This window comes from Microbacterium sp. SORGH_AS_0862, assembly GCF_030818795.1.
Lineage (GTDB): Bacteria > Actinomycetota > Actinomycetes > Actinomycetales > Microbacteriaceae > Microbacterium.
Map to the genome: position 1 here is coordinate 2,152,156 of NZ_JAUTAY010000001.1, position 20,733 is coordinate 2,172,888.

The 20,733-nt window shown below is 70.0% G+C and carries 24 protein-coding genes; 11 read left to right on the forward strand and 13 right to left on the reverse strand.

Features of this window, described 5'->3' with window-relative positions; genetic code table 11:
- Positions 1–122: 122 nt before the first annotated feature.
- The gene (locus QE377_RS10450; RefSeq protein WP_307322736.1) at positions 123–482 is read left to right on the forward strand and encodes a phosphatase PAP2 family protein; all 360 of its coding nucleotides are present in this window, start codon (positions 123–125) and stop codon (positions 480–482) included.
- Between the two features lie 35 nt (positions 483–517).
- The gene (locus tag QE377_RS10455; protein ID WP_307322739.1) at positions 518–1,150 is read left to right on the forward strand and encodes a LysE family translocator; all 633 of its coding nucleotides are present in this window, start codon (positions 518–520) and stop codon (positions 1,148–1,150) included.
- Here the strand turns inward: QE377_RS10455 and QE377_RS10460 are convergent.
- Both QE377_RS10460 and QE377_RS10465 read right to left on the reverse strand, forming a co-directional pair.
- Positions 1,131–1,802 (reverse strand): cation transporter, encoded by a 672-nt coding sequence (locus QE377_RS10460; protein ID WP_307322741.1) that lies wholly within the window; start codon positions 1,800–1,802, stop codon positions 1,131–1,133. The two genes, QE377_RS10455 and QE377_RS10460, sit on opposite strands and share 20 nt — an antisense overlap.
- Positions 1,799–2,143, reverse strand: coding sequence for a helix-turn-helix transcriptional regulator (locus QE377_RS10465; protein ID WP_307322745.1), 345 nt, complete (start codon positions 2,141–2,143; stop codon positions 1,799–1,801). Before QE377_RS10465 ends, QE377_RS10460 begins: the two co-directional genes overlap by 4 nt.
- A gap of 246 nt (positions 2,144–2,389) precedes the next feature.
- On the opposite strand from QE377_RS10465, the gene pgl reads away from it, so the two are divergent.
- Together pgl and QE377_RS10475 are read left to right on the forward strand one after the other, a co-directional pair.
- Complete coding sequence (gene pgl / locus QE377_RS10470) at positions 2,390–3,118, forward strand: 6-phosphogluconolactonase (protein WP_307322748.1); 729 nt, start codon at positions 2,390–2,392, stop codon at positions 3,116–3,118.
- A gap of 31 nt (positions 3,119–3,149) precedes the next feature.
- A complete protein-coding gene (locus QE377_RS10475) occupies positions 3,150–4,862 on the forward strand; it encodes a long-chain-fatty-acid--CoA ligase (RefSeq protein WP_307322750.1) in 1,713 nt (570 codons plus the stop codon).
- Position 4,863: 1 nt separating this feature from the next.
- Here QE377_RS10475 and QE377_RS10480 read toward each other — a convergent pair whose 3' ends face one another.
- Entirely contained in the window at positions 4,864–5,838 is a 975-nt protein-coding gene (locus QE377_RS10480; RefSeq protein ID WP_307322753.1) for a hypothetical protein, read from the reverse strand.
- A gap of 159 nt (positions 5,839–5,997) precedes the next feature.
- Between QE377_RS10480 and QE377_RS10485 the strand changes: the two genes are divergently transcribed.
- A complete protein-coding gene (locus QE377_RS10485) occupies positions 5,998–6,435 on the forward strand; it encodes an Hsp20/alpha crystallin family protein (RefSeq protein ID WP_307322756.1) in 438 nt (145 codons plus the stop codon).
- 208 nt (positions 6,436–6,643) lie between these two features.
- On the opposite strand, the gene QE377_RS10490 is transcribed toward QE377_RS10485, so the two are convergent.
- Both QE377_RS10490 and QE377_RS10495 read right to left on the reverse strand, forming a co-directional pair.
- Positions 6,644–6,952: a hypothetical protein gene (locus tag QE377_RS10490; RefSeq protein WP_307322761.1), complete on the reverse strand. Its 309-nt coding sequence runs from the start codon at positions 6,950–6,952 to the stop codon at positions 6,644–6,646.
- Between the two features lie 22 nt (positions 6,953–6,974).
- The gene (locus QE377_RS10495; RefSeq protein ID WP_307322764.1) at positions 6,975–7,835 is read right to left on the reverse strand and encodes a helix-turn-helix domain-containing protein; all 861 of its coding nucleotides are present in this window, start codon (positions 7,833–7,835) and stop codon (positions 6,975–6,977) included.
- Here QE377_RS10495 and QE377_RS10500 point away from each other — a divergent pair.
- Genes QE377_RS10500 through QE377_RS10510 form a run of 3 tightly spaced genes read left to right on the forward strand, consistent with a single transcriptional unit; the run spans position 7,834 to position 9,868 of the window.
- Positions 7,834–8,628 carry a class I SAM-dependent methyltransferase gene (locus QE377_RS10500; protein WP_307322766.1) on the forward strand — a complete coding sequence of 265 codons (795 nt, stop codon included), beginning with the start codon at positions 7,834–7,836 and terminating at the stop codon, positions 8,626–8,628. The two genes, QE377_RS10495 and QE377_RS10500, sit on opposite strands and share 2 nt — an antisense overlap.
- Before the next feature lie 54 nt (positions 8,629–8,682).
- Positions 8,683–8,997: a hypothetical protein gene (locus tag QE377_RS10505; RefSeq protein WP_307322769.1), complete on the forward strand. Its 315-nt coding sequence runs from the start codon at positions 8,683–8,685 to the stop codon at positions 8,995–8,997.
- Between the two features lie 43 nt (positions 8,998–9,040).
- The gene (locus QE377_RS10510) at positions 9,041–9,868 is read left to right on the forward strand and encodes an SDR family NAD(P)-dependent oxidoreductase (RefSeq protein WP_307322773.1); all 828 of its coding nucleotides are present in this window, start codon (positions 9,041–9,043) and stop codon (positions 9,866–9,868) included.
- 9 nt (positions 9,869–9,877) lie between these two features.
- Here the strand turns inward: QE377_RS10510 and QE377_RS10515 are convergent, their stop codons facing one another.
- The 5 genes from QE377_RS10515 to QE377_RS10535 all read right to left on the reverse strand — a co-directional run bounded on the left by QE377_RS10515 (position 9,878) and on the right by QE377_RS10535 (position 14,114).
- Entirely contained in the window at positions 9,878–10,624 is a 747-nt protein-coding gene (locus tag QE377_RS10515) for a phosphotransferase (protein WP_307322776.1), read from the reverse strand.
- A gap of 9 nt (positions 10,625–10,633) precedes the next feature.
- Positions 10,634–11,233, reverse strand: a complete 600-nt coding sequence (locus QE377_RS10520) for a pyridoxal 5'-phosphate synthase (protein WP_307322779.1) — start codon at positions 11,231–11,233, stop codon at positions 10,634–10,636.
- Between the two features lie 96 nt (positions 11,234–11,329).
- A complete protein-coding gene (locus QE377_RS10525; RefSeq protein WP_307322782.1) occupies positions 11,330–12,178 on the reverse strand; it encodes a hypothetical protein in 849 nt (282 codons plus the stop codon).
- Entirely contained in the window at positions 12,175–12,867 is a 693-nt protein-coding gene (locus QE377_RS10530; RefSeq protein ID WP_307322784.1) for a response regulator transcription factor, read from the reverse strand. Before QE377_RS10530 ends, QE377_RS10525 begins: the two co-directional genes overlap by 4 nt.
- Positions 12,855–14,114: a histidine kinase gene (locus QE377_RS10535; protein WP_307322787.1), complete on the reverse strand. Its 1,260-nt coding sequence runs from the start codon at positions 14,112–14,114 to the stop codon at positions 12,855–12,857. The genes QE377_RS10530 and QE377_RS10535 overlap by 13 nt, the downstream gene beginning before the upstream one ends.
- A gap of 136 nt (positions 14,115–14,250) precedes the next feature.
- Between QE377_RS10535 and QE377_RS10540 the strand changes: the two genes are divergently transcribed.
- Both QE377_RS10540 and QE377_RS10545 read left to right on the forward strand, forming a co-directional pair.
- The gene (locus QE377_RS10540) at positions 14,251–15,627 is read left to right on the forward strand and encodes an MFS transporter (protein WP_307322789.1); all 1,377 of its coding nucleotides are present in this window, start codon (positions 14,251–14,253) and stop codon (positions 15,625–15,627) included.
- Positions 15,628–15,664: 37 nt separating this feature from the next.
- Positions 15,665–16,471, forward strand: a complete 807-nt coding sequence (locus QE377_RS10545) for a Cof-type HAD-IIB family hydrolase (protein ID WP_307322791.1) — start codon at positions 15,665–15,667, stop codon at positions 16,469–16,471.
- A 61-nt stretch (positions 16,472–16,532) separates the two neighbouring features.
- Here the strand turns inward: QE377_RS10545 and QE377_RS10550 are convergent, their stop codons facing one another.
- From QE377_RS10550 to QE377_RS10560, 3 genes are read right to left on the reverse strand one after another with little or no spacing between them, the layout of a single operon-like run.
- Entirely contained in the window at positions 16,533–18,131 is a 1,599-nt protein-coding gene (locus QE377_RS10550; RefSeq protein ID WP_307322793.1) for a hypothetical protein, read from the reverse strand.
- Positions 18,113–18,925, reverse strand: coding sequence for an ABC transporter ATP-binding protein (locus tag QE377_RS10555; RefSeq protein WP_373459525.1), 813 nt, complete (start codon positions 18,923–18,925; stop codon positions 18,113–18,115). The genes QE377_RS10550 and QE377_RS10555 overlap by 19 nt, the downstream gene beginning before the upstream one ends.
- Positions 18,926–18,982: 57 nt before the next feature.
- Positions 18,983–19,735 carry an SDR family oxidoreductase gene (locus QE377_RS10560; protein WP_307322799.1) on the reverse strand — a complete coding sequence of 251 codons (753 nt, stop codon included), beginning with the start codon at positions 19,733–19,735 and terminating at the stop codon, positions 18,983–18,985.
- A gap of 118 nt (positions 19,736–19,853) precedes the next feature.
- Here QE377_RS10560 and sigJ point away from each other — a divergent pair, with 118 nt between their 5' ends.
- Entirely contained in the window at positions 19,854–20,732 is an 879-nt protein-coding gene (gene sigJ, locus QE377_RS10565) for an RNA polymerase sigma factor SigJ (RefSeq protein WP_307322801.1), read from the forward strand.
- Position 20,733 lies beyond the last annotated feature (1 nt).

The window sequence follows — 20,733 nt, forward strand, 5'->3', positions numbered from 1 at the left end:
CTCCGGGCGGAGGTGACGGGCGCGATGTCGGCCTTCGGATTCGCGGTGCCTGCCGTGGAACACCTCTCCGACGGCGCGCTTCTGGCTCTCGCGGTCGTCACCGCGGTTGTCTGTACATGGTCATGGAGGCGTCGGTCGCGTACGCCGCGAGCCGAGGGACTGAAGCTCCTGTTCGCGCAGCTCGTCCGTGCACGAGGTGGACGAGTGTGGGTGTATGCGACGCCGCCGACTTCTCTCTGCCGTCGAACCACGCCGCTCTCGCGTTCGCGGCCGTGGTCGTGATCGCCGTCGCGACGCGCGGGGGATGGCTCACGCTCGCCGCGCTCCTCTTCGCCTTCGTCGTGGCCATCGCCCGGATGCTCGAGGGCGCGCACTATCTCCACGACGCCGCAGCCGGCGCGCTGATCGGTCTCCCGGTTCCTGCCATCATGGCGTGGGCGGCGCGACGGACGCGGCCGCGCCGGCTGGGTCGGAGCCACTGACTCTGACCGAAACAACCGGCCGCTAGAGTTCGGCCATGATCCCGTTCGAGAACCTCGTCGCCTTCTTCGTGACGTCAGTGGTCATCATCGTGATACCCGGGCCCAGTGTGTTGTTCGTGATCGGACGATCGATCGCGCTCGGGCGTCGTGCGGGTGTTCTGAGTGTCGTGGGAAATGCCCTCGGCACGGTGCCCGCGGTCGTGGCGGTCGCCTTCGGCGTCGGCGCGATCGTCGCCTCATCCGTCGCCGCGTTCACGATCATCAAGATCGCCGGTGCCGTGTACCTCGTCTGGCTCGGCATCCAGGCGATCCGTCACCGTCGCGCTCGCGTGGACGGTGTCGACCGCGCGCCGGTCTCGACCTTCACGCTGCTGCGTCAGGGCTTCGTCGTGGGGCTCACGAACCCCAAGACGATCGCGTTCTTCGTGGCGGTCCTGCCGCAGTTCGTGGATCCGGCTTCCGGGGCGGTGTGGCTGCAATTGCTGCTGCTCGGCCTGATCTTCCAGACGCTCGCTCTCGTGTGCGACAGTGTGTGGGCGCTCGCCGCGGGGACGGCACGTGCCTGGTTCGCCCGTTCGCCGCGGCGTATCTCAACGCTCTCGGGCGCCGGGGGCGTCATGATGATCGGTCTCGGCGGGGCGCTCGCGGTCAGCGGCTCGAAGAGCTGACTCCGCGCTCGCTCTCGAGCACCATGCCGACCGAGGTCGCGCAGGTGTCGCCGCGCCATGCTTCGACGCCCTCTCGCACCGCGAACGCGGCGATCACGAAGCCGGCGACCGCGTCGGCCCACCACCATCCGAACGCGCTGTTGAGCACGAGTCCGACCAGCACGGCCGCCGAAAGGTAGGTGCACAGAAGCGTCTGGGCCGAGTCCGCGACGGCCGTGGCGGAGCCGGCCTCGCGGCCCGCACGTCGCTCGGCGAGCGAGAGGAAGGGCATGATCGCCACGCTCAGCGCCGTCAGGGCGATGCCGATCGGCGAGTGCTCGACTTCGACACGCGTCGCGAGCGTCCACGCCGACGACGCGGCGACGTAGGCCGCGAGCGCAAAGAACGCGACGGCGATCACGCGAAGAGTGCCGCGCTCCCAGCGCTCCGGATCGCGGCGGGTGAACTGCCAGGCGACCGCCGCCGCCGAGAGCACCTCGATCGTCGAATCCAGACCGAACGCCACGAGCGCTGCGGAGGATGCGGCGGCGCCGGCTGCGAGAGCGACGGCCGCTTCGACGACGTTGTAGCCGATCGTCGCGGCCACGATCCAGCGGATGCGGCGCCGCAGCACGCGGACGCGTGCAGCACTCGGAGTGGTCGACGTGCTCATGCGCAGCGACAGGTGTCGCCTGCGCAGCAGCCCGGTTCGACGTAGAGGACGACCTTGAGCAGCTCGTCCAGGGCGGGAGCGAGGTGGCTGTCGGCGAGGCGGTACCAGGTGCGACGCCCTTCGGGGATCGTCTCGACCAGGCCGCATCCGCGCAGACACGCGAGCTGGTTGGACATGACCTGGCGCGAGACTCCGAGGGCGTCGGCGAGATCGGACGGGTACGCCGGGGCCTCTCGCAGGGCCAGAAGAACGCCTGCGCGCGTCGGGTCGGAGAGCGCGTGTCCGAGTCGCGCCAGGGCAGCGGTGTGCGTCGCGGTGGCGCGGTTGAGCACGGTGGTCATGGGGTGGATAGTACACGGAGTTGTGAACTATGGAGAGAAGGCTTCGGCGTGATCAGCCGCGCACGGATCTGTACCCGTTGAGCACGCCGGGCAGGCAGCCGGGGGAGTTCCACAGGGCCGGTTTCCCAGCTGCCATGCATCTGATCGCATACGACCTGGGGTTGAATCGAGGAGGGCGAGGCTGCTCGCCGCGATTGCCGGCGGCACCCGCTCATCCGACCTCATCCGAGACGAGAGAAGCCCATCGTGACCTACGGTTCGATCACCACCTTCCCGCAGGCCGCGGACGTCGCCGCCGAGGCCGCCCGCGACGCGGTTCGCACCCTCGGTGCCGCGGTCGATGAGCACGGCAGTGCCGTGTGGGTTCTCGCCGGCGGCAGCTCGCCGATGGCGGCCTATGCGATCCTCGCGGCGCAGGATGCGGACGCGATCGACTGGTCGAAGGTGACGGTCCTGATCGGCGACGAGCGCTCGGTGCCGATCAGTGACCCGCAGTCGAATTGGGGCACGATCGCCCCCGCGCTCCTGGACCAGCCCGGCTTCGACACCATGGTGCAGCTGCGTCCCGACACGGATGTCGACGAGGACGAGTCCGCGCGCCGCTACGCCGCAGCGATCGCCGCGCTGCCGAAGACGGATGCGGGCGCTCCGCGCCTGGACCTGGTCTGGCTCGGCGTCGGAGAAGACGGTCACACTCTGTCGCTGTTCCCCGGACACCCCGACTTCCGCCCGGTCGACGAGCTCGTGATCCCGGTCCGCAACTCGCCCAAGCCGCCGCCCACGCGCATCACGTTGACGCTGAAGGCGCTGGACGGTGCGCAGCATGTCATCGTCTTCGCGACCGGTGCCGGAAAGAAGGATGCGCTGGCGGAGGCGCTCGCCGAAGGCGCGCTGCCGATCGCGGTCGTCGCAGCTCATGTCACCGCCGCAGGAGGGTCCGTGCAGTGGCTGTTCGACGAGGCTGCGGCCAGCTGAGCCCAACGCTGCGCGCACGGGAGGAGCAGACATGACCGCGGACACGATCTCCGGCTCGCCGCTGGAGGGCCGCCCCTGGATCGCTTCCTACGCGGAAGGGGTGCCGGCCGAGATCGAACCCGTCACCGAGACGCTCGTCGACCTTCTCGACGCGTCCGTCTCCCGCTACGGCGAGCGGGTCGCGGTCGAGTTCTACGGCGCCGAGACGACCTACGACGAGCTGGGCGAGCAGGTCTCACGCACCGCCAACGCGCTGCGCAAGCTGGGCGTCCAGGCGGGCGACCGGGTCGCGCTCATCCTGCCGAACTGTCCGCAGCACGTGGTCGCGTTCTACGCGGCGCTGCGCATCGGGGCGATCGTCGTGGAGCACAACCCGCTCTACACCCCGCGTGAACTGCGCCACCAGTTCGAGGTGCACGGCGCGGTCGTCGCCATCGTCTGGGACAAGGTCGCCGACACCGTCGCCGAGTTCCCCGAGGACGTCGCGCCCTCGGCCATCGTCTCCGTGCGGATGCCGGACGCGCTGCCCTTCGGCAAGCGCCTGGCGCTGCGGCTTCCGGTGGCCAAGGCTCGCGAGACGCGCGAGGCGATGACCACCCGCCCGCGCGCCCGAGGCCTGCTCGAATGGTCCGACTTCGTGCGCGTGCGCAAGCTGCCGCGCAAGTGGCCGAAGCCGCGTCTGGACGACACCGCGCTCCTGCAGCTCACGAGCGGCACGACGGGCACGCCCAAGGCCGCGATCCTGTCGCACCGCAACCTCCGCTCGAACGCCGCGCAGGGGCGGGCCTGGGTCCCCGGGCTCACCGAGGGCGGCGAGGTGTTCTACGCCGTGCTGCCGCTGTTCCACGCGTACGGGCTCACCCTCTGCCTCACCTTCGCGATCTCGTTGGGTGCCCGCGTCGTGCTGTTCCCGAAGTTCGACGTGGATGCGGTCGTCGCCGCCTCCGCGAAATCGAAGCCCACGTTCCTGCCCGCCGTGCCGCCGATCTACGACGCGCTCTCGCGGGCCAGCACGCGCAAGGGCGTCGATCTGTCCAGCATCCGCTTCGCGATCTCCGGGGCGACGAGTCTGCCGGTGCCGACGGTGACGCGCTGGGAGGAGGCGACCGGCGGACTGCTCGTCGAGGGCTACGGCATGACGGAGACGTCGCCCGTCGCGCTCGGCAATCCGATCGGGCCCTCGCGGCGCCCGGGCACCGTGGGCGTCCCGTTCCCGAGCACCGAGATCCGGGTCGTCGACCCCGACGATCCTCGCGTCGACCGTCCGGCTGGAGAGGCGGGGGAGCTGCTCATCCGCGGTCCGCAGGTGTTCCAGGGCTATTGGCAGCAGCCCGACGAGACCCAGGCCGTGCTGCTTCCCGGGGGATGGCTGCGTACCGGCGACATCGTGACGGTGAGCGAAGACGGCTTCGTCACGGTCATCGATCGCGTCAAGGAGCTCATCATCACGGGCGGCTTCAACGTCAGCCCGACCGAGGTCGAGCAGGTGCTGCTGCTGCATCCGGATGTGGCGGAGGCGGCCGTCGTCGGCATCCCCCGTCCTTCCGGCGGTGAGGATGTCGTGGCCGCGATCGTCACCCGGGAGGGCGCGGTCTTCGACGCGGCAGCGCTGCGGGACTTCGCGCGCACGCACATCACCTCGTACAAGGTGCCCAAGCGGATCGTCGAGGTGCAGGATCTGCCCCGCTCGCAGATCGGCAAGGTGCTGCGCCGCGTCGTCCGCGAGCGTCTCTCGGCCCGCTGAGTCAGGCGCGCGAGAGGGTAACCAGGCCGCGGCGCGAGCTGGACCTCGCGAGCCCCTCCGTCTCGGCGAGACGAAGGGTGCGCGCCGGCAGCGGAGGAAGCTCGGATGCGAGGCCGTCCGCCTGCTTCGCGATGCCCACGAGCAGCGCCAGATCGACCCCCGGTGCGGTGACCTCGAGCCGCGCGTAGTCGCTCGTGGTGCCCCATCGCAGCCGCTCGATCTCGCTCAGCCGAAGCGCGTGCGTCGCCTCGCCGGCGGTGATCCACATCCGGTCGCGTGACACGCGCACGCTCGCTTCGACGGAGCGTCTGCGCAACAGCGCGGTGACGATGAGATAGGCGGGGAAGGCGAAGAGCGCCCCGAGCGCGAGGATCAGCATGCGGGGTCCAAGTCGCTCGACGACGGCGCTGAACATGATGAGCGCCGTGGTGACGAGCGCCCCCGTCACGACGATGGTGGCGATCATCCACACCGTGAGCTCCCGCATCCGCATCGGGATCGCCCGGAAGCGGAGGATGACAGCGTCGCCGTCGTTCTCCCAGGCCAGCGGTACCCGCGGCTGCGCTCGGGTCTTGCCCGGTAGGAGGTTGATGACGCGGCTGAGCAGTGTGATCCAGACCCAGCCGGCGGCAGGGGGCAATGCGAGGAGCAGCCCCGCATAGATCGCGCGCGGTGCGCCGGGCGCGAAGAGCGGCGGAAGGAACTCGATCGATGCGTAGAGGGCCGGTGCGAGGGCGACCGCCACCAGGAGGTGGACGATCGCGCCGGTCGGATGCGGCATGCGCACCGTGAGGTTCACGAACCAGATCCCGCAGAGGGCCCCCGCGATGATCGTCATCAGGAAGGGGAAGAACCCGCCCTCGGTGAGGTATCCGGGCAAGGCTGCCAGGATGCAGGCGGCCGCCCAGATCAGCGGGTTCAGGGCGATCCTCCGCAGCAGCGGCGGTCGTTTCGCCGCCTCGGCGGAGTCGTTCACGCGCCGAGTCTATGAGGTCGCAGGCGGGCCCTAGAGGCGGCTGTGAGAACTAGCACTCGTGGCATGAGAGTGCTAATCTGTGATTGTTGAGTCAAGGGGGCTCAACTTAGGGACTACGGGTCGGATACCACATCCGATCCCGCTCGAGAGGAGACGACTATGGCTGCATACGACTCGCTCCGTGACCTGGAGCGCATGGCGAACACGTTCTTCGACACCGCACGGCGCGGCCCTCGGCAGATGCCGATGGACCTCTACCGCGACGGCGACCACTACGTCCTCACCGCCGACCTGCCGGGCATCGACCCCGGCTCGGTCGACGTCGACATCGACGGCCAGCTGCTCACTATCCGCGCCGAGCGCACGCTGTCGGCCGGCGACGGCGTGACCTGGATCACGCGCGAGCGGACGTCGGGCACCTTCTTGCGTCAGCTGAGCCTCGGTCAGGGACTCGACACCGAGAAGATCTCGGCGAGCTACCGCAACGGTGTGCTGAGTGTCACAATCCCCGTCAGCGAGAAGGCGAAGCCGCGCAAGGTCGAGATCGCCACGGGTGATGACGCCCCCGCGCTGCAGGTCTCGGAGTCGCAGAACTGACGCATCGCGGACAGCAGTAAGGGCCGGTCGGAGAGGCTTCCGACCGGCCCTTGTCCCTTTGCACCAAGAGTGTCCTGCAATCACATGTCGGTAGCTGCCACAGCAAAACAACTACCGTGCGAGCACTCTATAACGGTGAGATAACGGAGCGGAAGAGGTTTCCGTTACCTTTTCGTGATTCTTTGCTGACGCATAGCCGACTGTCGGGTCAGCGGTCGCGGACAGGTGTGATCAGCACCCCGCCGAAGCGCGCCTCGGAGTACTCCCACTCGCGTCCGTCGACCCACACTCGTGCCGAGGCGCAGGGGAGGGACTCGTGCTCGCCGTCCGGCCAGTGCAGCACGAACCCGCCGCCGAAGGAGGCGTTCGATCCGGTGACGCGGGCGCCGTCCGCATCCACGGCGCGAGCCTCGCACTCGTCGCAGAGATACTCGGGGTACCGGTCCGACTGCGCGACCTCGGCGCCGCAATTCGGGCAGGGTTGCGTGCCGCGGGAACCGGGGAGGAAAGCAGTCATGGCACGAGTGTAGGTCGGGTGTTCACGCCGCCGGCGGGAGCCAGATCGTGAGGCGCACGGCGTCGTCCGGCAGGTGGAGGATCTCGTAACTCCGCTCGACGACGACACCGTCGCGTCCGCGGATGCGGGTGGTCGCGCCCCGGCGCCGCTCGACGATGTGCCCGCTCCACCACGCCGTGAACTGCGGGCTCTCGGCCCCGAGTCCGCGAACGAGATCGCCCAGTCGAGGGTCGTCGAGGCGGTCGACGTTCGCCGCGCGGAGGTGGGCGACGGCGCCGCGGGCGAGCTCCTCCCAGTCGAGGAACGTCTCGCGGGCGCGCGGGTCGGTGAGCAGGTAACGGCACGTGTTGCGTTGCTCGGGAGGAAGTTCGGCGAGCCCGGCGTACAGCGACATCCCCTCCTCGTTCGCCGCGACGATCGTGCTGAACCGGTCGAGCACGTACGCGGGCTGGGGGCGGACCGCCGCGACGAGCGCCGACATCCGCGGGAGGACTTCGGCGTCCGCCGTCGGCTCGGCGGGTGCAACGGCGGCGTCGCGGAGCCGCAGGAGATGACGCGCCGCATCCGGAGACAGGGCGAGCGCGTGGGCGAGAGCCGTGAGTACGGCATCGCTCGGGTGGGATTCGCGCCCCTGCTCGAGCCGGATGTAGTAGTCGACGCTGATCCCGGCGCGGGTCGCGACCTCCTCGCGGCGCAGACCCGGGGTGCGCCGGGCGCCGGGGGAGTCGTGTCCGGGCGCGAGCGCCCTGTCCTGGCGGCGAGCACGGAGGAAGTCGCCGAGTTCGTTCGCGATGACGGGCTCCTCTCTGCTGGGTGGGTGGGCCGCTCCTATGAACAGTACGGTCTTCCGCGGGGGCGGCTCGAAGTCGGAACGTGGAGGCATGTCCACCTATACCCACGGTCACCACGAATCCGTGCTGCGCTCGCACCGCTGGCGCACTGCCGAGAACTCCGCCGCCTACCTCCTGCCGTTTCTCGGAGGCGACGACCGAGTGCTGGACGTGGGGGCCGGCCCCGGCACGATCACCGTCGATCTCGCGGATCGCGTGGCGCACGTCACCGCCACCGAGATCGGCGAGGACGAGGCGGCGCTGACCGGGGCGACGGTCCGAGAGCGGGGAGTTCAGAACGTCGACGTGCGGATCGCGGACGTGCACGCTCTGCCGTTCGACGACGACTCGTTCGACGTCACGCACGCCCATCAGGTGCTGCAGCACATCGCGGATCCGGTGCAGGCGCTGAGGGAGCTCGCGCGAGTGACTCGACCCGGCGGGATCATCGCGGTGCGCGACGCCGACTTCGCCGGGTTCGCATGGTGGCCGCAGCTGCCCGAACTGGACCGCTGGCTGGAGCTGTATCAGGCGACGGCGCGCGCCAACGGCGGCGAACCGGATGCCGGCCGACGCCTCCTCTCCTGGGCGCGGGAGGCAGGGCTCACCGACATCAGCGCGTCGTCGAGCACGTGGTGCTACGCGAGCGCCGATGAGCGGATGTGGTGGGGCAATCTGTGGGCGGACCGCATCCGTCAGTCCGCTCTCGCACGCCAGCTGGAGGCGAGGCCGGACACCGACGCCGACGAGCTCGACCGGATCGCCGCCGGGTGGCGTGAGTGGGCCGCATCCGATGACGGCTGGTTCTCGCTCCTACACGGCGAGATCATCTGCCGTGTGTCCTGACGGGATCAGACCGGGTACGGTGGCACTTCCGACCCATCGATGCCGGAGGACGACATGAGCTCCGACCAGCGCGGTCGCCCGCGTCCTCCGCAGGCGTTGAATCTCGTTCTCGCGTACGTCGCCTTCGTGCCCTTGGCGATCATCTGGGCGTCGTTCTCGTGGATCATGCTGACCACGAGCGGCGCGAGCAGTATGGCGGCGCTCATGCCGATGGCGGCGTTCCTGTTCACCTCATGGCTCTGGGTGCTGCTGGCGATCATCGCTCTGGCGCGGTCCGCGCGATACGGGAGCAACGCGCATGCGCTCGTGGTCTCGCTCGCGGCCCTCCTGCTCGCCGTCCTCGGACTCTTCTTCATGCTGCCTCGGTAGCAACGACGACTAGGCTTTCGCGAGCTACGGCGAAGGAGGCCTCATGGCGGGCAAGACGATCGTGATCACCGGTGCGAGCGACGGCATCGGGCGGGAGGCGGCGCGGGCGCTGCACGCGCAGGGGCACACCGTCATCCCCGTCGGGCGCAATCCCGAGCGCACCGCGCAGATCGCCCGAGAGGTCGGGTCGCGTGTGCACCTCGCGGACTTCGCCGATCTCGCGAGCGTCCGTGAACTCGCCGACGATCTGCTCACGCAGTACGACCGCATCGATGTGCTCGCCAACAACGCCGGGGGCATCTTCGGCAAGGTGCGTGAGAGCACGATCGATGGACACGAGATGACCTTTCAGGTGAATTACCTCGCGCCGTTCCTGCTCACACAGCTGCTCATGGACCGGCTCATCGCCTCCACGGCCACGATCATCAACACCTCCAGCGTCGGCGCGCGTCTGTTCGGTCAGCTGGATATCGACGACCTCGACAACGAACGCTCGTTCAGTTCCACGCGCGCCTACGGCACCGCCAAGCTCGAGCAGATCCTGCACGTCAAGGAGCTCGATCGGCGCTACCGAGCGCGGGGCATCGGCGCGGTGGCCTTCCACCCGGGCAACATCGCCACGAGCTTCTCGAACGCGCCCAGCTCACCCATGCGCCTTATCTACCAGACGCCGCTCAAGAAGCTCTTCCTCACGAGCATCCCGAAGGGGGCCGACACCCTCGTCTACCTCGCGGAAGGTGCTCCGGGCCGCGACTACGCGCCCGGCGAGTACTACGTGAAGCGCAAGCCCGCGCGGACTCATGCGCAGGCAGACGATGCCGCTCTGGCGAGGGAGCTGTGGGAGCGCAGCGAGCGCATGCTCGCGCTCTAGGCAGTGGGCTCAGCGCGCGTTCAGCGCCTCGGTCCAGGCAGCCAGGTGCTCGCGTGCGTAGCGGGATGCGGCGAGCCAGTGATCGCCGTGACCCGACGAGAACATGGATCCCCAGGGTTCACGGCTCTCGGCGTGGGACGAGCGCAGAAGCTCGTGCATCGCCTCCGCTCGGGCGGCCATTGCGGCGGGCAGCGCCGCACGCAGCTCGGCATCCGCGTCGTAACCGTCGATGAACGCGGTCAGATCGGCAGCGGATGCCGCGGGCGGGCGTGACGGATCGTTGAGCGTGAAAGCCTGCGCCGAGTATGCGAGATCCCACAGCCGCGTGCTGGGTGCCGCCGCATCCCAGTCGATGAAGACCCATCTCTCGCCGGTCACGAGGTTCCACGGGGCGAGGTCGTTGTGGCAGACCAGATCGTCCCCGGGCGCCGGGATCGCGGAATCCCAGGTCGCGCCCGGTGGGGCCTCGAACCCCGCGCTCGCATCGTGGATGGCGCGCACCATTGCGCCCACGCGATGAAGCTCCGGCCGCGTCAGTCCCGTCTCCGCCAGCGCGCCGGGGACGAACTCCCACACCTGACGACCCTGCTCGTCGCGGCCGAGCGGGGCGGGCGCGTCGACGCCGGCCTCGCGCAGGGAGGCGACATACGCGTGCACGTGCGGAGATGCCGGTGTCCAGGCCTTGCGGACGGTGTTCCCCGCGCGGAAGACGGGACCCGCCGAGTTGCCTCCCGAAAGACCCTGCTCCTGCTGCATCCTTCGAGGCTATCGGCGAGATGCCGCTCCCTCGGGTGCGGTGCTCGTCTCGCCCCCGCGCACCTCGTGGTGCCAGCTCTCGCCCTGCCGCTCGTACATGATGCGTGTGTGGCGTCGGTCGGGGGAGCCCTGCCAGAACTCGACGTGCGTAGGCGCGAGCCACCAGAGCATCCAGTCCGCGGACGTCAGTCCGACACGTGCGGTCTCCGGGCGGGCCTCGAAGTCACCGGCGATCTCGCCGGCGGTGGCGGGCTGCATCACGCCGCGCAGCCGCACCGCCCGAACGATCGGCTGCCACCAAAAGCTGAGCGCCGCCACCGGGCGCACGGCGAGCTGCTCGGCCTTCGCGGACGACCGAGGACCGGCGACCGCCCATCCGCGGGGGCCAGCGTCCTTGAGGATCAGTGCGCGGGCGTCGGGGAGTCCGTCCGCGTCGACCGTCGAGAGCGTGGTCACGTGCGGTTCGGCGACACCGGCGGCCGCCGCGCCGCGCAGCCACTGTTCGAACAGCACATGGGGTTGGTCGGGGAGGCTCGCCGTGTCGAGAGGCGGTGCCGACCCGGCGAGCGACGGCTGCGCCCGCAGCCACGAGGCGAAGGAGGACGTCACCCTCTCATCCTCCTCCTGCACTCGCCGAGTGAGCACGCATTGAGCGAGCGAGCACCCGATCGGATGTTCGCTCGCTCAATGAATGCGCGTTCGCGCCTAGCCGTTGTCGCGGAGGGTGACGTCACCCGCGGAGACACGGACCTCGACGGGGATGCGGGGGCCGCTGCCGGCGGAGAGCCGGTTGTCGACGCCGCCGGCCTCCAGGTTGGAGCGGACGTCGTAGTTGCCACGCGGCACGGTGACATCCGCGGACCCGGCGCTGACGCCGATGTCGATGCTGCGGGGGGCGCTGCCGGTCAGCTCGGCCGTGAGGTCACCCGCCGAGAGCTCGAACTCGGCCTCGGTGACACCCGACAGGCGGATGTCGGACCTTCCGGCGCTCATGGAGGTGTCGATCGTGCGGGCCTCGCCGGAGAGGATGAGACTGCCGGCGGAGAGGTGCGTGTCGAGATCGCCGAACGTGCCGGTGGCGCGAAGCTCTCCTGCCGACAGCGTGAGCGACGCATCGACGCCCTCGAGCGAGTGCGGGAGCGTCAGCAGGACCCGCGGCTGCTGGCCGATCCAGCCGATCCCGAAGAACCCGTCCGGAGCGCTGATCTTCAGCTCGTCACCGTCACGCTCCATCCGCCACGTGGATCGGCCGGAGGTGACCTCGAGTCGAGCCTCATCGACGTCGTCGAACCGCAACTCGAACAGCGCCGCGCTGGCATCCACCTCGACCTCGGTGATGCCGGCGGTCGAGGCGGTGAGCGTCTGCGACGAGGTCGGCAGCGCGGCGGTGACGGCGTTGGCGACGCCCGAGACCACGGTCCCGCCGAGGATCACGGCGCCGATGACGATCGCGGTGATCGCCACGGCCCTGCCGCCGGGATGCCGTGGCGGCGTCGCCGGGCTCGAGGGGGCGGCCTCATCGGGAGCTGCGGGGGGAGGGGTGAGCGTGGTCATCGTGTTGCTCCTGTCTGAGGTGTCTGCGGGCCGGTCTCGCCGGCGCCGTGCTCGACGTGCGCGAGGGCGGCGAGGACGCGGCGGTTGCCCGACTCGCCGGGCTCGAGTTCGAGCTTCTGGAAGATGGCGGTGATGTGCTTCTCGACCGAGGCTTCCGAGAGGAAGAGGGTCGCGGCGATCGACTGGTTCGACCGCCCCTCGGCGATGAGTGCCAGCACCGTCGACTCGCGCTCGGTGAGTCGCCGCATCCGCTCGTCGCGAGTGCGGCGATTCAGCAGCTGTGCGATGACCTCGGGATCGAGCACGGTCGCTCCGCCGCCGATACGGCGCACGGTGTCGAGGAAGTCGGCCACGTCCGCGACCCGATCCTTGAGGAGATATCCGAGCGCTCCACCGTTCGCGGCGATCAGCTCGCTCGCGTACCGCTCCTCGACGTACTGCGAGAGCACGAGCACGGGCAGCTGCGGGTGCGCCGCGCGCAGGCGCAACGCCGCACGGATGCCCTCGTCGGTGTAGGTCGGGGGAAGGCGCACGTCGAGGATGCACAGCTCCGGATCGGTGGCGACGACGCTCTCATCGAGCTCGCTCGCGTCGGAGAGGGCGGCGACCACGTCGTGCCCGGCGTCGGCCAGCAGTCGGACGAGTCCTTCGCGCAGAAGGACGGAGTCCTCGCAGATCAGGATGCGCACGGCACACTCACCTCCAGTGCGGTCGGCCCGCCCTGCGGGCTGTCGAGGCGGACGTTCCCGCCGGCGGCGAGGACGCGGTTCGAGATGCCGTCGAGGCCGCCGCCGGGCAGGATCCGCGCGCCGCCGATGCCGTTGTCCTCGATGCGGGCCCAGAGGGTGCCCCCGTCGCGGACCCGGACGACCACGCGGCACTCGGCGGCGCGGGAGTGCTTCGCCGCGTTCGTGAGCGACTCGGCGATCGCGAAGTACACCGCGGTCTCCGCCTCTCGTGAGCAGCGACCGTCGATGCGAACATCCAGAGCGACCGGCACGTGCGAGCGGGCGGCGAGGGCGGACAGGGCCGCATCCAGTCCACGGTCGTCGAGGACGGAGGCGTGGATGCCGCGGGCCAGCTGGCGCAGTTCGGTGATCGCCGCCTTCGTGGAGGTGTGCGCCTCCTCGAGCAGCGCCTTGGCAGCCGTCGGGTCGTCGTCGATCTTCTGCTGGGCGAGACCCAGGGTCATGCCCACCGAGACCAGACGCGGCTGGACGCCGTCGTGCAGGTCCCGTTCGATGCGGGTGCGTTCGACGTCGGCGGCGCGGATCGCTCCGGCCCGCTGGGCGTCGGAGGTGCGTGCGGCCTGCGCCAGCATCGCCGCGCGGGAGCGGCCGAGGATGGCGCGGCTGATCGCGCCGTGAAGCAGCCCGAGGCCGATCGTCGCCGCGATCGCAGCCAGCGCGGTCACGATGCCCACCACCGGTGCCCAGCCGGCGGGGATCATGCCGATGCCGACCCATACCTCGTCGACTCCCGAGAGGGGGGCGAAGGCGACGCCGATCGCACCGGTGGCGACGGAGACCAGGCTGATGACGGTGACGCCCATGACGGTGGCGATCGCCGTGTTGGCCAACGCCCGCCACATCGAGGGATCGATGAACTGGCGCCAGAGCGAGTGCAGGTAGCCGCCGACGCCCGGGCGGAGCCGGGGGCTGAAGCGCGGGGCGGGAAGGCCGAGTCCGTAGAGCCCGTCGATCCGTGCGATCTCCAGCCACCCGACCGCGTACATGACGTAGACGAGTCCGACGAGCACGACGAGACCCACGCCGAGGGCCGGCACCAGCCCGAGTCCGGTGCCGAGCATGCCGAACAGGGTGCTCAGGATGAAGGGGCCGATGAGGCCGAGCGCGGCGAGCTGGGCGATCGCACCGGCGGTCTGCGCCGGGGCGAAGCGCCGCGCGCGTCGCGCGGTGGGAGCTGCGGAAGTCATGTCTCCAAAGTAGGGGCGCACCGCGCGCCCCACATCGGAGCAATCCCGACGACCGGGTTCGGGAAAACCCGAACCCTCGCGCATGTCGGCACCCGGCGTCATGATGGACCCACCATCCAGCGAAGCGGAGCCCTTCATGCTCGAAAGCCACGACACGGCCGAGCACGCCCGCACGTCGCGCATGCGCAGCTTCTACCAGGTGCTGGCCAACACGCTCGTCGCGAACGTGACCACGAGCTACCTCTGGTTCGCGCTCACGTTCTGGGCCTATCTCGAGACACGCAACGTGCTCGCCACCTCCATCATCGGCGGCAGCTACATGCTGCTGGTGGCCGTGTTCGGTGTCGTCTTCGGGGCGATCGTGGACCACATGAAGAAGAAAGCGGTGATGGTGCTCTCCAGCCTCATCACCCTGGCCACGTATCTGCTCGCGGGCGCCCTCTTCCTCGCGCTCCCCGCATCCGCGCTCATCGACTGGGGCGGCCCGTGGTTCTGGCTGTTCGCGGGCGTGATCCTGATCGGCGGGGTCGTCGAGAACCTCCGCAACATCGCGCTGTCGACGACCGTCACCCTGCTCGTGCCGGCCGACCGCCGCGATCGCGCGAACGGGCTCGTGGGCACCGTGCAAGGTGTCGCTTTCATGGTCACGAGCGTGTTCTCGGGGCTGTCGGTGGGCTTGCTCGGCATGGGGCCGACGGTGTTCATCGCGATCATCGCGACCGCCGTCGCCTTCACGCACCTGCTGTTCGTGCCGATCCCCGAGCGGGGCGTGGTGCACGATCCCGACGCCCCGCCGCGGCGGTTCACGTTCCGCGGGGTGCTTCCCGCCATCCGCTCGGTGCCCGGACTCATGCCGCTTCTGCTGTTCACGACGTTCAACAACCTCGTGGGCGGCGTCTTCATGGCGCTCATGGACCCGTACGGGCTCACGCTCTTCAGCGTCGAGATCTGGGGTGTCGTGCTCGGCATCACGAGCATCGGCTTCATCATCGGCGGCGGTCTCGTCGCGAAGTTCGGTCTCGGCAGGAACCCCGTGCGCACGCTCCTGTGGGTGAACGTCGGCGTTTCCGTGCTGGGGCTCACCTTCGCGCTGCGCGAATGGTGGTGGCTGTACGCGGTGGGGATGCTGGTGTTCATGGCGCTCATGCCCGTCGCCGAAGCCGCGGAGCAGACGATCATCCAGCGCGTGGTCCCCTACGAGACGCAGGGCCGCGTCTTCGGGTTCGCCGCGAGCATCGAATCCGCGGCCGCTCCGATCTCGGCCTTCCTGATCGGCCCGCTCGCCGAGTTCTGGCTCATCCCGTACATGCGCACCGACGCGGGCCGCGACGGGTGGCGCTGGCTGCTGGGCGACGGCGAGGCGCGGGGCATCGCGCTCGTTTTCGTCGCGGCGAGCCTGGTCATGCTGGTGATCGTCGTCGGCGCGTTCCTGTCGCCGCAGTACCGGCGTCTCTCGCGCAGCTACGCGGAGACGCCGGCCCCGCTCGCCGAGCAGCCCGCGGCAACGGCCTGAGCGCGGACGCGTCCGGCGGATCGGCGAGGATGGAGGGATGAGCGAGCCCGCATCCGACATCCGCCTGGTCGCCGTCGACATGGACGGCACGCTCCTCGACGGCGACGGCCGCGTCCCCGAGGGCCTGTGGCCCATCCTGGAGCGGATGCGGCGCGCGGGCGCCTTTTTCGCGCCGGCCAGCGGCAGGCAGTACGCCACCCTGCGCCGTGAGTTCGAAGACCACGCCGACGGCATGGTCTTCATCGCCGAGAACGGCACGTACGTCGTGCGCGACGGCGAGGAGCTGGCCTCCGACACCCTCGACCGTGCCGTCATCGCCGATGTCCTCGGCCGAGTGCGCGGGATGAGCCGCGATGTCGGCGTCGTGCTCTGCGGCAAGCGCTCGGCATACATCGAGCGCGACGACCGAGCGTTCCGCGCGGAGGCGGAGAAGTACTACGCGCTGCTCGAGCATGTGCCCGATCTCGAGCAGGTCGACGACGACATCCTCAAGATCGCCGTCTACGATTTCGGCGACGCGGAGACGGGTGCGGCGACGGCGCTGTCCGAGGTCGCCCGCACGCACCAGGTCGTCGTCTCGGGTGCGCACTGGGTCGATGTCATGAACCGCGGCGTCAACAAAGGCGTCGCGCTCCGGCGGCTCCAGGACGTGCTGGGTGTCTCAGCCGAGCAGACCGCCGTCTTCGGCGACTACCTGAACGACCTCGAGATGATGGATGCGGCCTACCACTCGTACGCGATGGCCAACGCGCACCCGGATGTGGCCGCCCGCGCCCGCCTGCGCGCGCCCTCGCACCTGGAGCACGGTGTCATCCGCGTCCTGGAGGAGCTTTACCCCGCCTGATGCGCGCACGCGACGAGGGCCCCGGCGCGTCTGCTCCGGGGCCCTCGTCGTCGCGGCGCGGTCAGGCGCCCTTGAAGCTCTGCAGCTGCGCGAGGAGAGCCGGCGCGTTGCGGTCGAACACGCGACCGCCCACGAGCACTCCGACGATCGCGAACACGACGCCGAGAACGAGTCCCGCCGCGAGCGCCACGAATCCCCACATCGCGTCGCCCGTCGCGCCGGCGAGGATGGCGGGGATGAGGGAGGGCAACGAGAGCACCGCGATGCCGATCCAGATCACGAACATGAGCAGAGCCGTCACGACGCTGGCTCCGGGAACCCGCTTGAACGGGCTGTCACCCGGGGCAGGGACGGGCTGCACGATCGATGCCGAGCTGATCGCGCACACGCCGTATCCGGTCAGGAGCAGGCCGAGACTCGCGCCGAGCACCGGCATGAGCAGCGACCACTGCGTGGACAGGCCCACCGTGATGATCGCGATCGCGATGGTCAGCGGCACCCCGAGCCCCGCCGCGGCGAGGAGGCGGCCGGCGCGGTCCTGCCGGCCGCGCGCACCGGTGGCGAGCACCGTCGCGAAAGCGGTGCCGTCGTAGGACACATCCGCGTAGGAGACGATGCTGAGCACGAAAGCGACGAGCACGGCGGAGTATGCGAACAGCGGGCTGCGTACATCGCCGCCCGAGTAGAACAGCATGAGAACCGGGAAGATCGGCACCACCAGGAGCTGACGGAGGTAGCGCGGGTCGTGCAGCCAGTAGGTCAGCGCACGCGCCCACGTCGCGCCTGTGCCGCCGGTGGGCATGCGCCCGAACCAGCCGATCTTGCCCGCTTTCACCGTGGCGGTGCGAGCGCGCGGCGGTGAAACCAGCGCCGCGGCCAGCGATCGTCGCCACAGCCACCAGAGGAGCACCAGGGTCGCAGCCCCGATCAACAGCTTCAGGACGCCCCCGAGGATGTCGCCGGAGGCCAGCGTCGCCGGCACCGCCCACGCCGCGGCGATCGGGGTCCAGGATGCCGCGGAGATGATGCCGCCGATGCGGTCAATGGGATTGCCCGCGGCGGACACTCCCGCGTCGAGCAGGTTCATGATGCCGATCGTGATGGGCCCGGCGAGCATGATCACGAGGAACGCGAGACCACCGAGGAGCTCCCGCGTGCGGCGGTTCCCGCCGGCGCTGCTGCTGAGCGCGGCGATGAGCCGCGACACGACGACGCACGTGAGGATGCCGAGCGGGATGCACACGAGGGCGGCGACGAGGGCGATCGGCCACCGCCACAGCGCGAGGAAGAGGCCGAGTGCGCCCGCGATCGAGGCGATCCCCGGGATCCCGGTGAGCCCGGCGGCCGTGAGGGCGACCATCATCTTGTTCGTCGTCAGGGGGAACGGGGCGAGCTTGACGGGATCGAGCGTCGTGTCGACGCCCGCGACGAACAGCGGTCCGAGCGCCCAGCCGAGCACGAGGATGCCACCGCCCGCGGTCACCACCATCGTCACCACATCGAGGCCGGCGAAGCCCGCCGCGAACAGCCCGATCCACACGCCGATCAGGAGCCCGACGGCCCAGAGCCCGCCGAGGATGAACCCGACGAGCTGCCAGGGGTTGGCGGCGAGGGTGTTGCCGAGGACGCGGAAGCGCAGCTTCAGGAGAGTCGCAACCACTGCGGTCCCTCCGAATGGTGACGGCCGCCGACGAGGTCGACGAAGCGGTCCTGCAGGCTCTGGCCGGCCCGCACCTCGTCGATCGTGCCCGCCGCCAGGACGCGCCCGCTCGCGATGACCGCGACGTGGTCGCACATACGCTGCACGAGGTCCATCGAGTGACTCGAGACGATCACGGTCCCGCCGCTGCCGGCGTAGCTGCGCAGCACGTCCTCGATGTTCGCCGCGGAGACGGGATCCACCGACTCGAACGGCTCGTCGAGCACCAGGATGCGCGGCGCGTGCACGAGGGCGCAGGCGAGCGCGACCTTCTTCGTCATGCCCGCGGAGTAGTCGACCACGGCGGTGCCGGCGGCTTCCGTGAGGTCCATGAGGGTCAGCAGGTCGGCGGTGCGAGCGGCCACCTCGTCGCGCGCCAGACCGAACATCATGCCGGTGTACGTGATGAGCTGCTCACCGGTGAGCCGGTCGAACAGACGCACGCCGTCGGCGAGGTTGCCGATCATCGCCTTCGCGGCGACCGGGTCGCGCCACACGTCGACCCCGTGCAGCACGGCGCTTCCCGCATCCGGGCGCAGCAGACCCGTGGCCATCGACAGCGTCGTCGTCTTGCCCGCGCCGTTGGGGCCGACGAGCCCGTAGAAGGAGCCGGTGGGCACGTCGAGGTCGATGCCGGCGACGGCCACCTTGTCACCGAAGCGCTTGGTCAGGCCGCGCAGCTGCAGAGCAGGTCCGGATGCGGCGGGGGGATCGATCGGCGGCAGGGCAGGATCTGTGGTGGTCACGCGCCCCATCCTAGGAGCGCGCTGTGCGCGCCCTCCAGGGGTGGCGCGCGATTCGGCCCGTGGCACTCACCCCAGAGACGCGATCCATTCGGTGAAGCTCTGTCGTCCGATCGTGGCGCCGGCGTCGGGCAGGAGTCGACCGTCGCGCATCGCTCGTCCGAACGATCCGGGCAATGACACCGCCGGGATCCACCCGTGATGACCCGTGGCGCGGGCGTAGCGCCGGACCATGTCGACGAGGCTCTCTTCGTGCGGGCCCGCCAGATCCGGAACGCGTCCGCACGCCGGCATCTCGGCGAGATCGACCAGGCGCCCTGCGACCTCGTCAGCGGCGACGGGCTGCGTACGCATCCGCGGGGCGAGGTGGATCGGACCGCGGGAGGCGACGGTGAACATCTGCGCCGCGAACTCGTGGAACTGGGTCGCCCGGAGAATCGTCCACGGGATCGCGCCCTGCTGCACCGCGTGTTCCTGGGCCACCTTCCCGGCGTAGTAGGCGGTGGGTGCGCGGTCGACGCCCACGATGGAGAGGGCGATGTGGTGGATGACCCCCGCTCGCTCCTCTGCGGACAGCAACGCCCGCGTCGTGGACTCGAAGAAGGCGACCGAGACCGCGTCGCTCCGGCTGCCGACGCTGAGGACATCGACGACCGCATCGCACCCCTCGATCCGCGCCGCGGCGGAAGTGATGCCGTCGGGTGCCGTGAGGTCGATGCCGGTCACGCGCGAGAGCAAGCGCACCTCATGTCCCCGTCGCTCGGCCTCGTGCGCGAGTTTGCCGCCGAGCAGCCCGGTTCCTCCCGCGATCGCGATTCGCATGTCACGTCCTCTCCGCCCCGTCCTTCGGGTGCTTCTGTGTCTTCGACGACACAGCACCGCAGAACGTGAGGTCACAATCGGAGAGGCTGTGTCGTCGAACGGATGAGAGGGGGCAGCCATGCGCGATGTCGAGAGTGAGCGGGTGTCGCTGGTGGCTCTCGCCTATCGGATGCTGGGCGACGTGGGCGAGGCCGAGGACGCGGTGCAGGAGGCGTACCTGCGCTGGGTGGCGCTGAGCGAACAGGAGCGAGCCGCCATCGACCGGCCTGGGGCGTGGCTCAATCGCGTCACCTCGCGCATCTGCCTCGACGTGCTCGGTTCGGCGAGAGCTCGTCGCGAGCGTTATGTCGGGCCGTGGCTCCCCGAGCCGGTGCCCGCGTCCGGCGCTATCGGTGCGGCTCGGCTGGTGACGGATCCGCTCGACTCGGTCACGCTGGACGACTCCGTGAGTCTCGCGCTGCAGATCGTCCTCGACGCCATGACACCCGCCGAGCGGGTGGCTTTCGTGATGCACGATGTGTTCGGGGTCCCTTTCGCCGAGATCGCCGAGACGGTCGGACGCTCGCCCGCAGCGGTGCGCCGGCTCGCGGCATCCGCCCGGCGAAAAGTCGGGGAGGAACGCGGGCGACGCGCGTCACGCGCCGTTCACGACCAGGTGGTCATGGCGTTCGCCGCGGCGTGCGCGAGTGGACGGCTCGAGGAGCTGGTGGTCGCGCTGGATCCTGGGGTCGTCCTGACCTCGGACGGGGGAGGTCGGGTCTCCGCCGCGCGTCGTCCCGTCGTCGGCGCGGACAACGTCGCGAGGTTCGTCCTCGGGATCCTCGCCAAGCAGCCCGGTGCGAGCCTGGAGCCCGTGGAGACGGGTGACGGTCTCGGGTACCTGCTGCGCCAGGGCGGTGAAGCCGTCGGGCTCGCCGCGTTCGGGGTCGACACCGCCGGCAGGATCGTGGACGTCTGGCTCGTGCGCAATCCTGACAAGCTCAGGCTGTGGGCGTGAG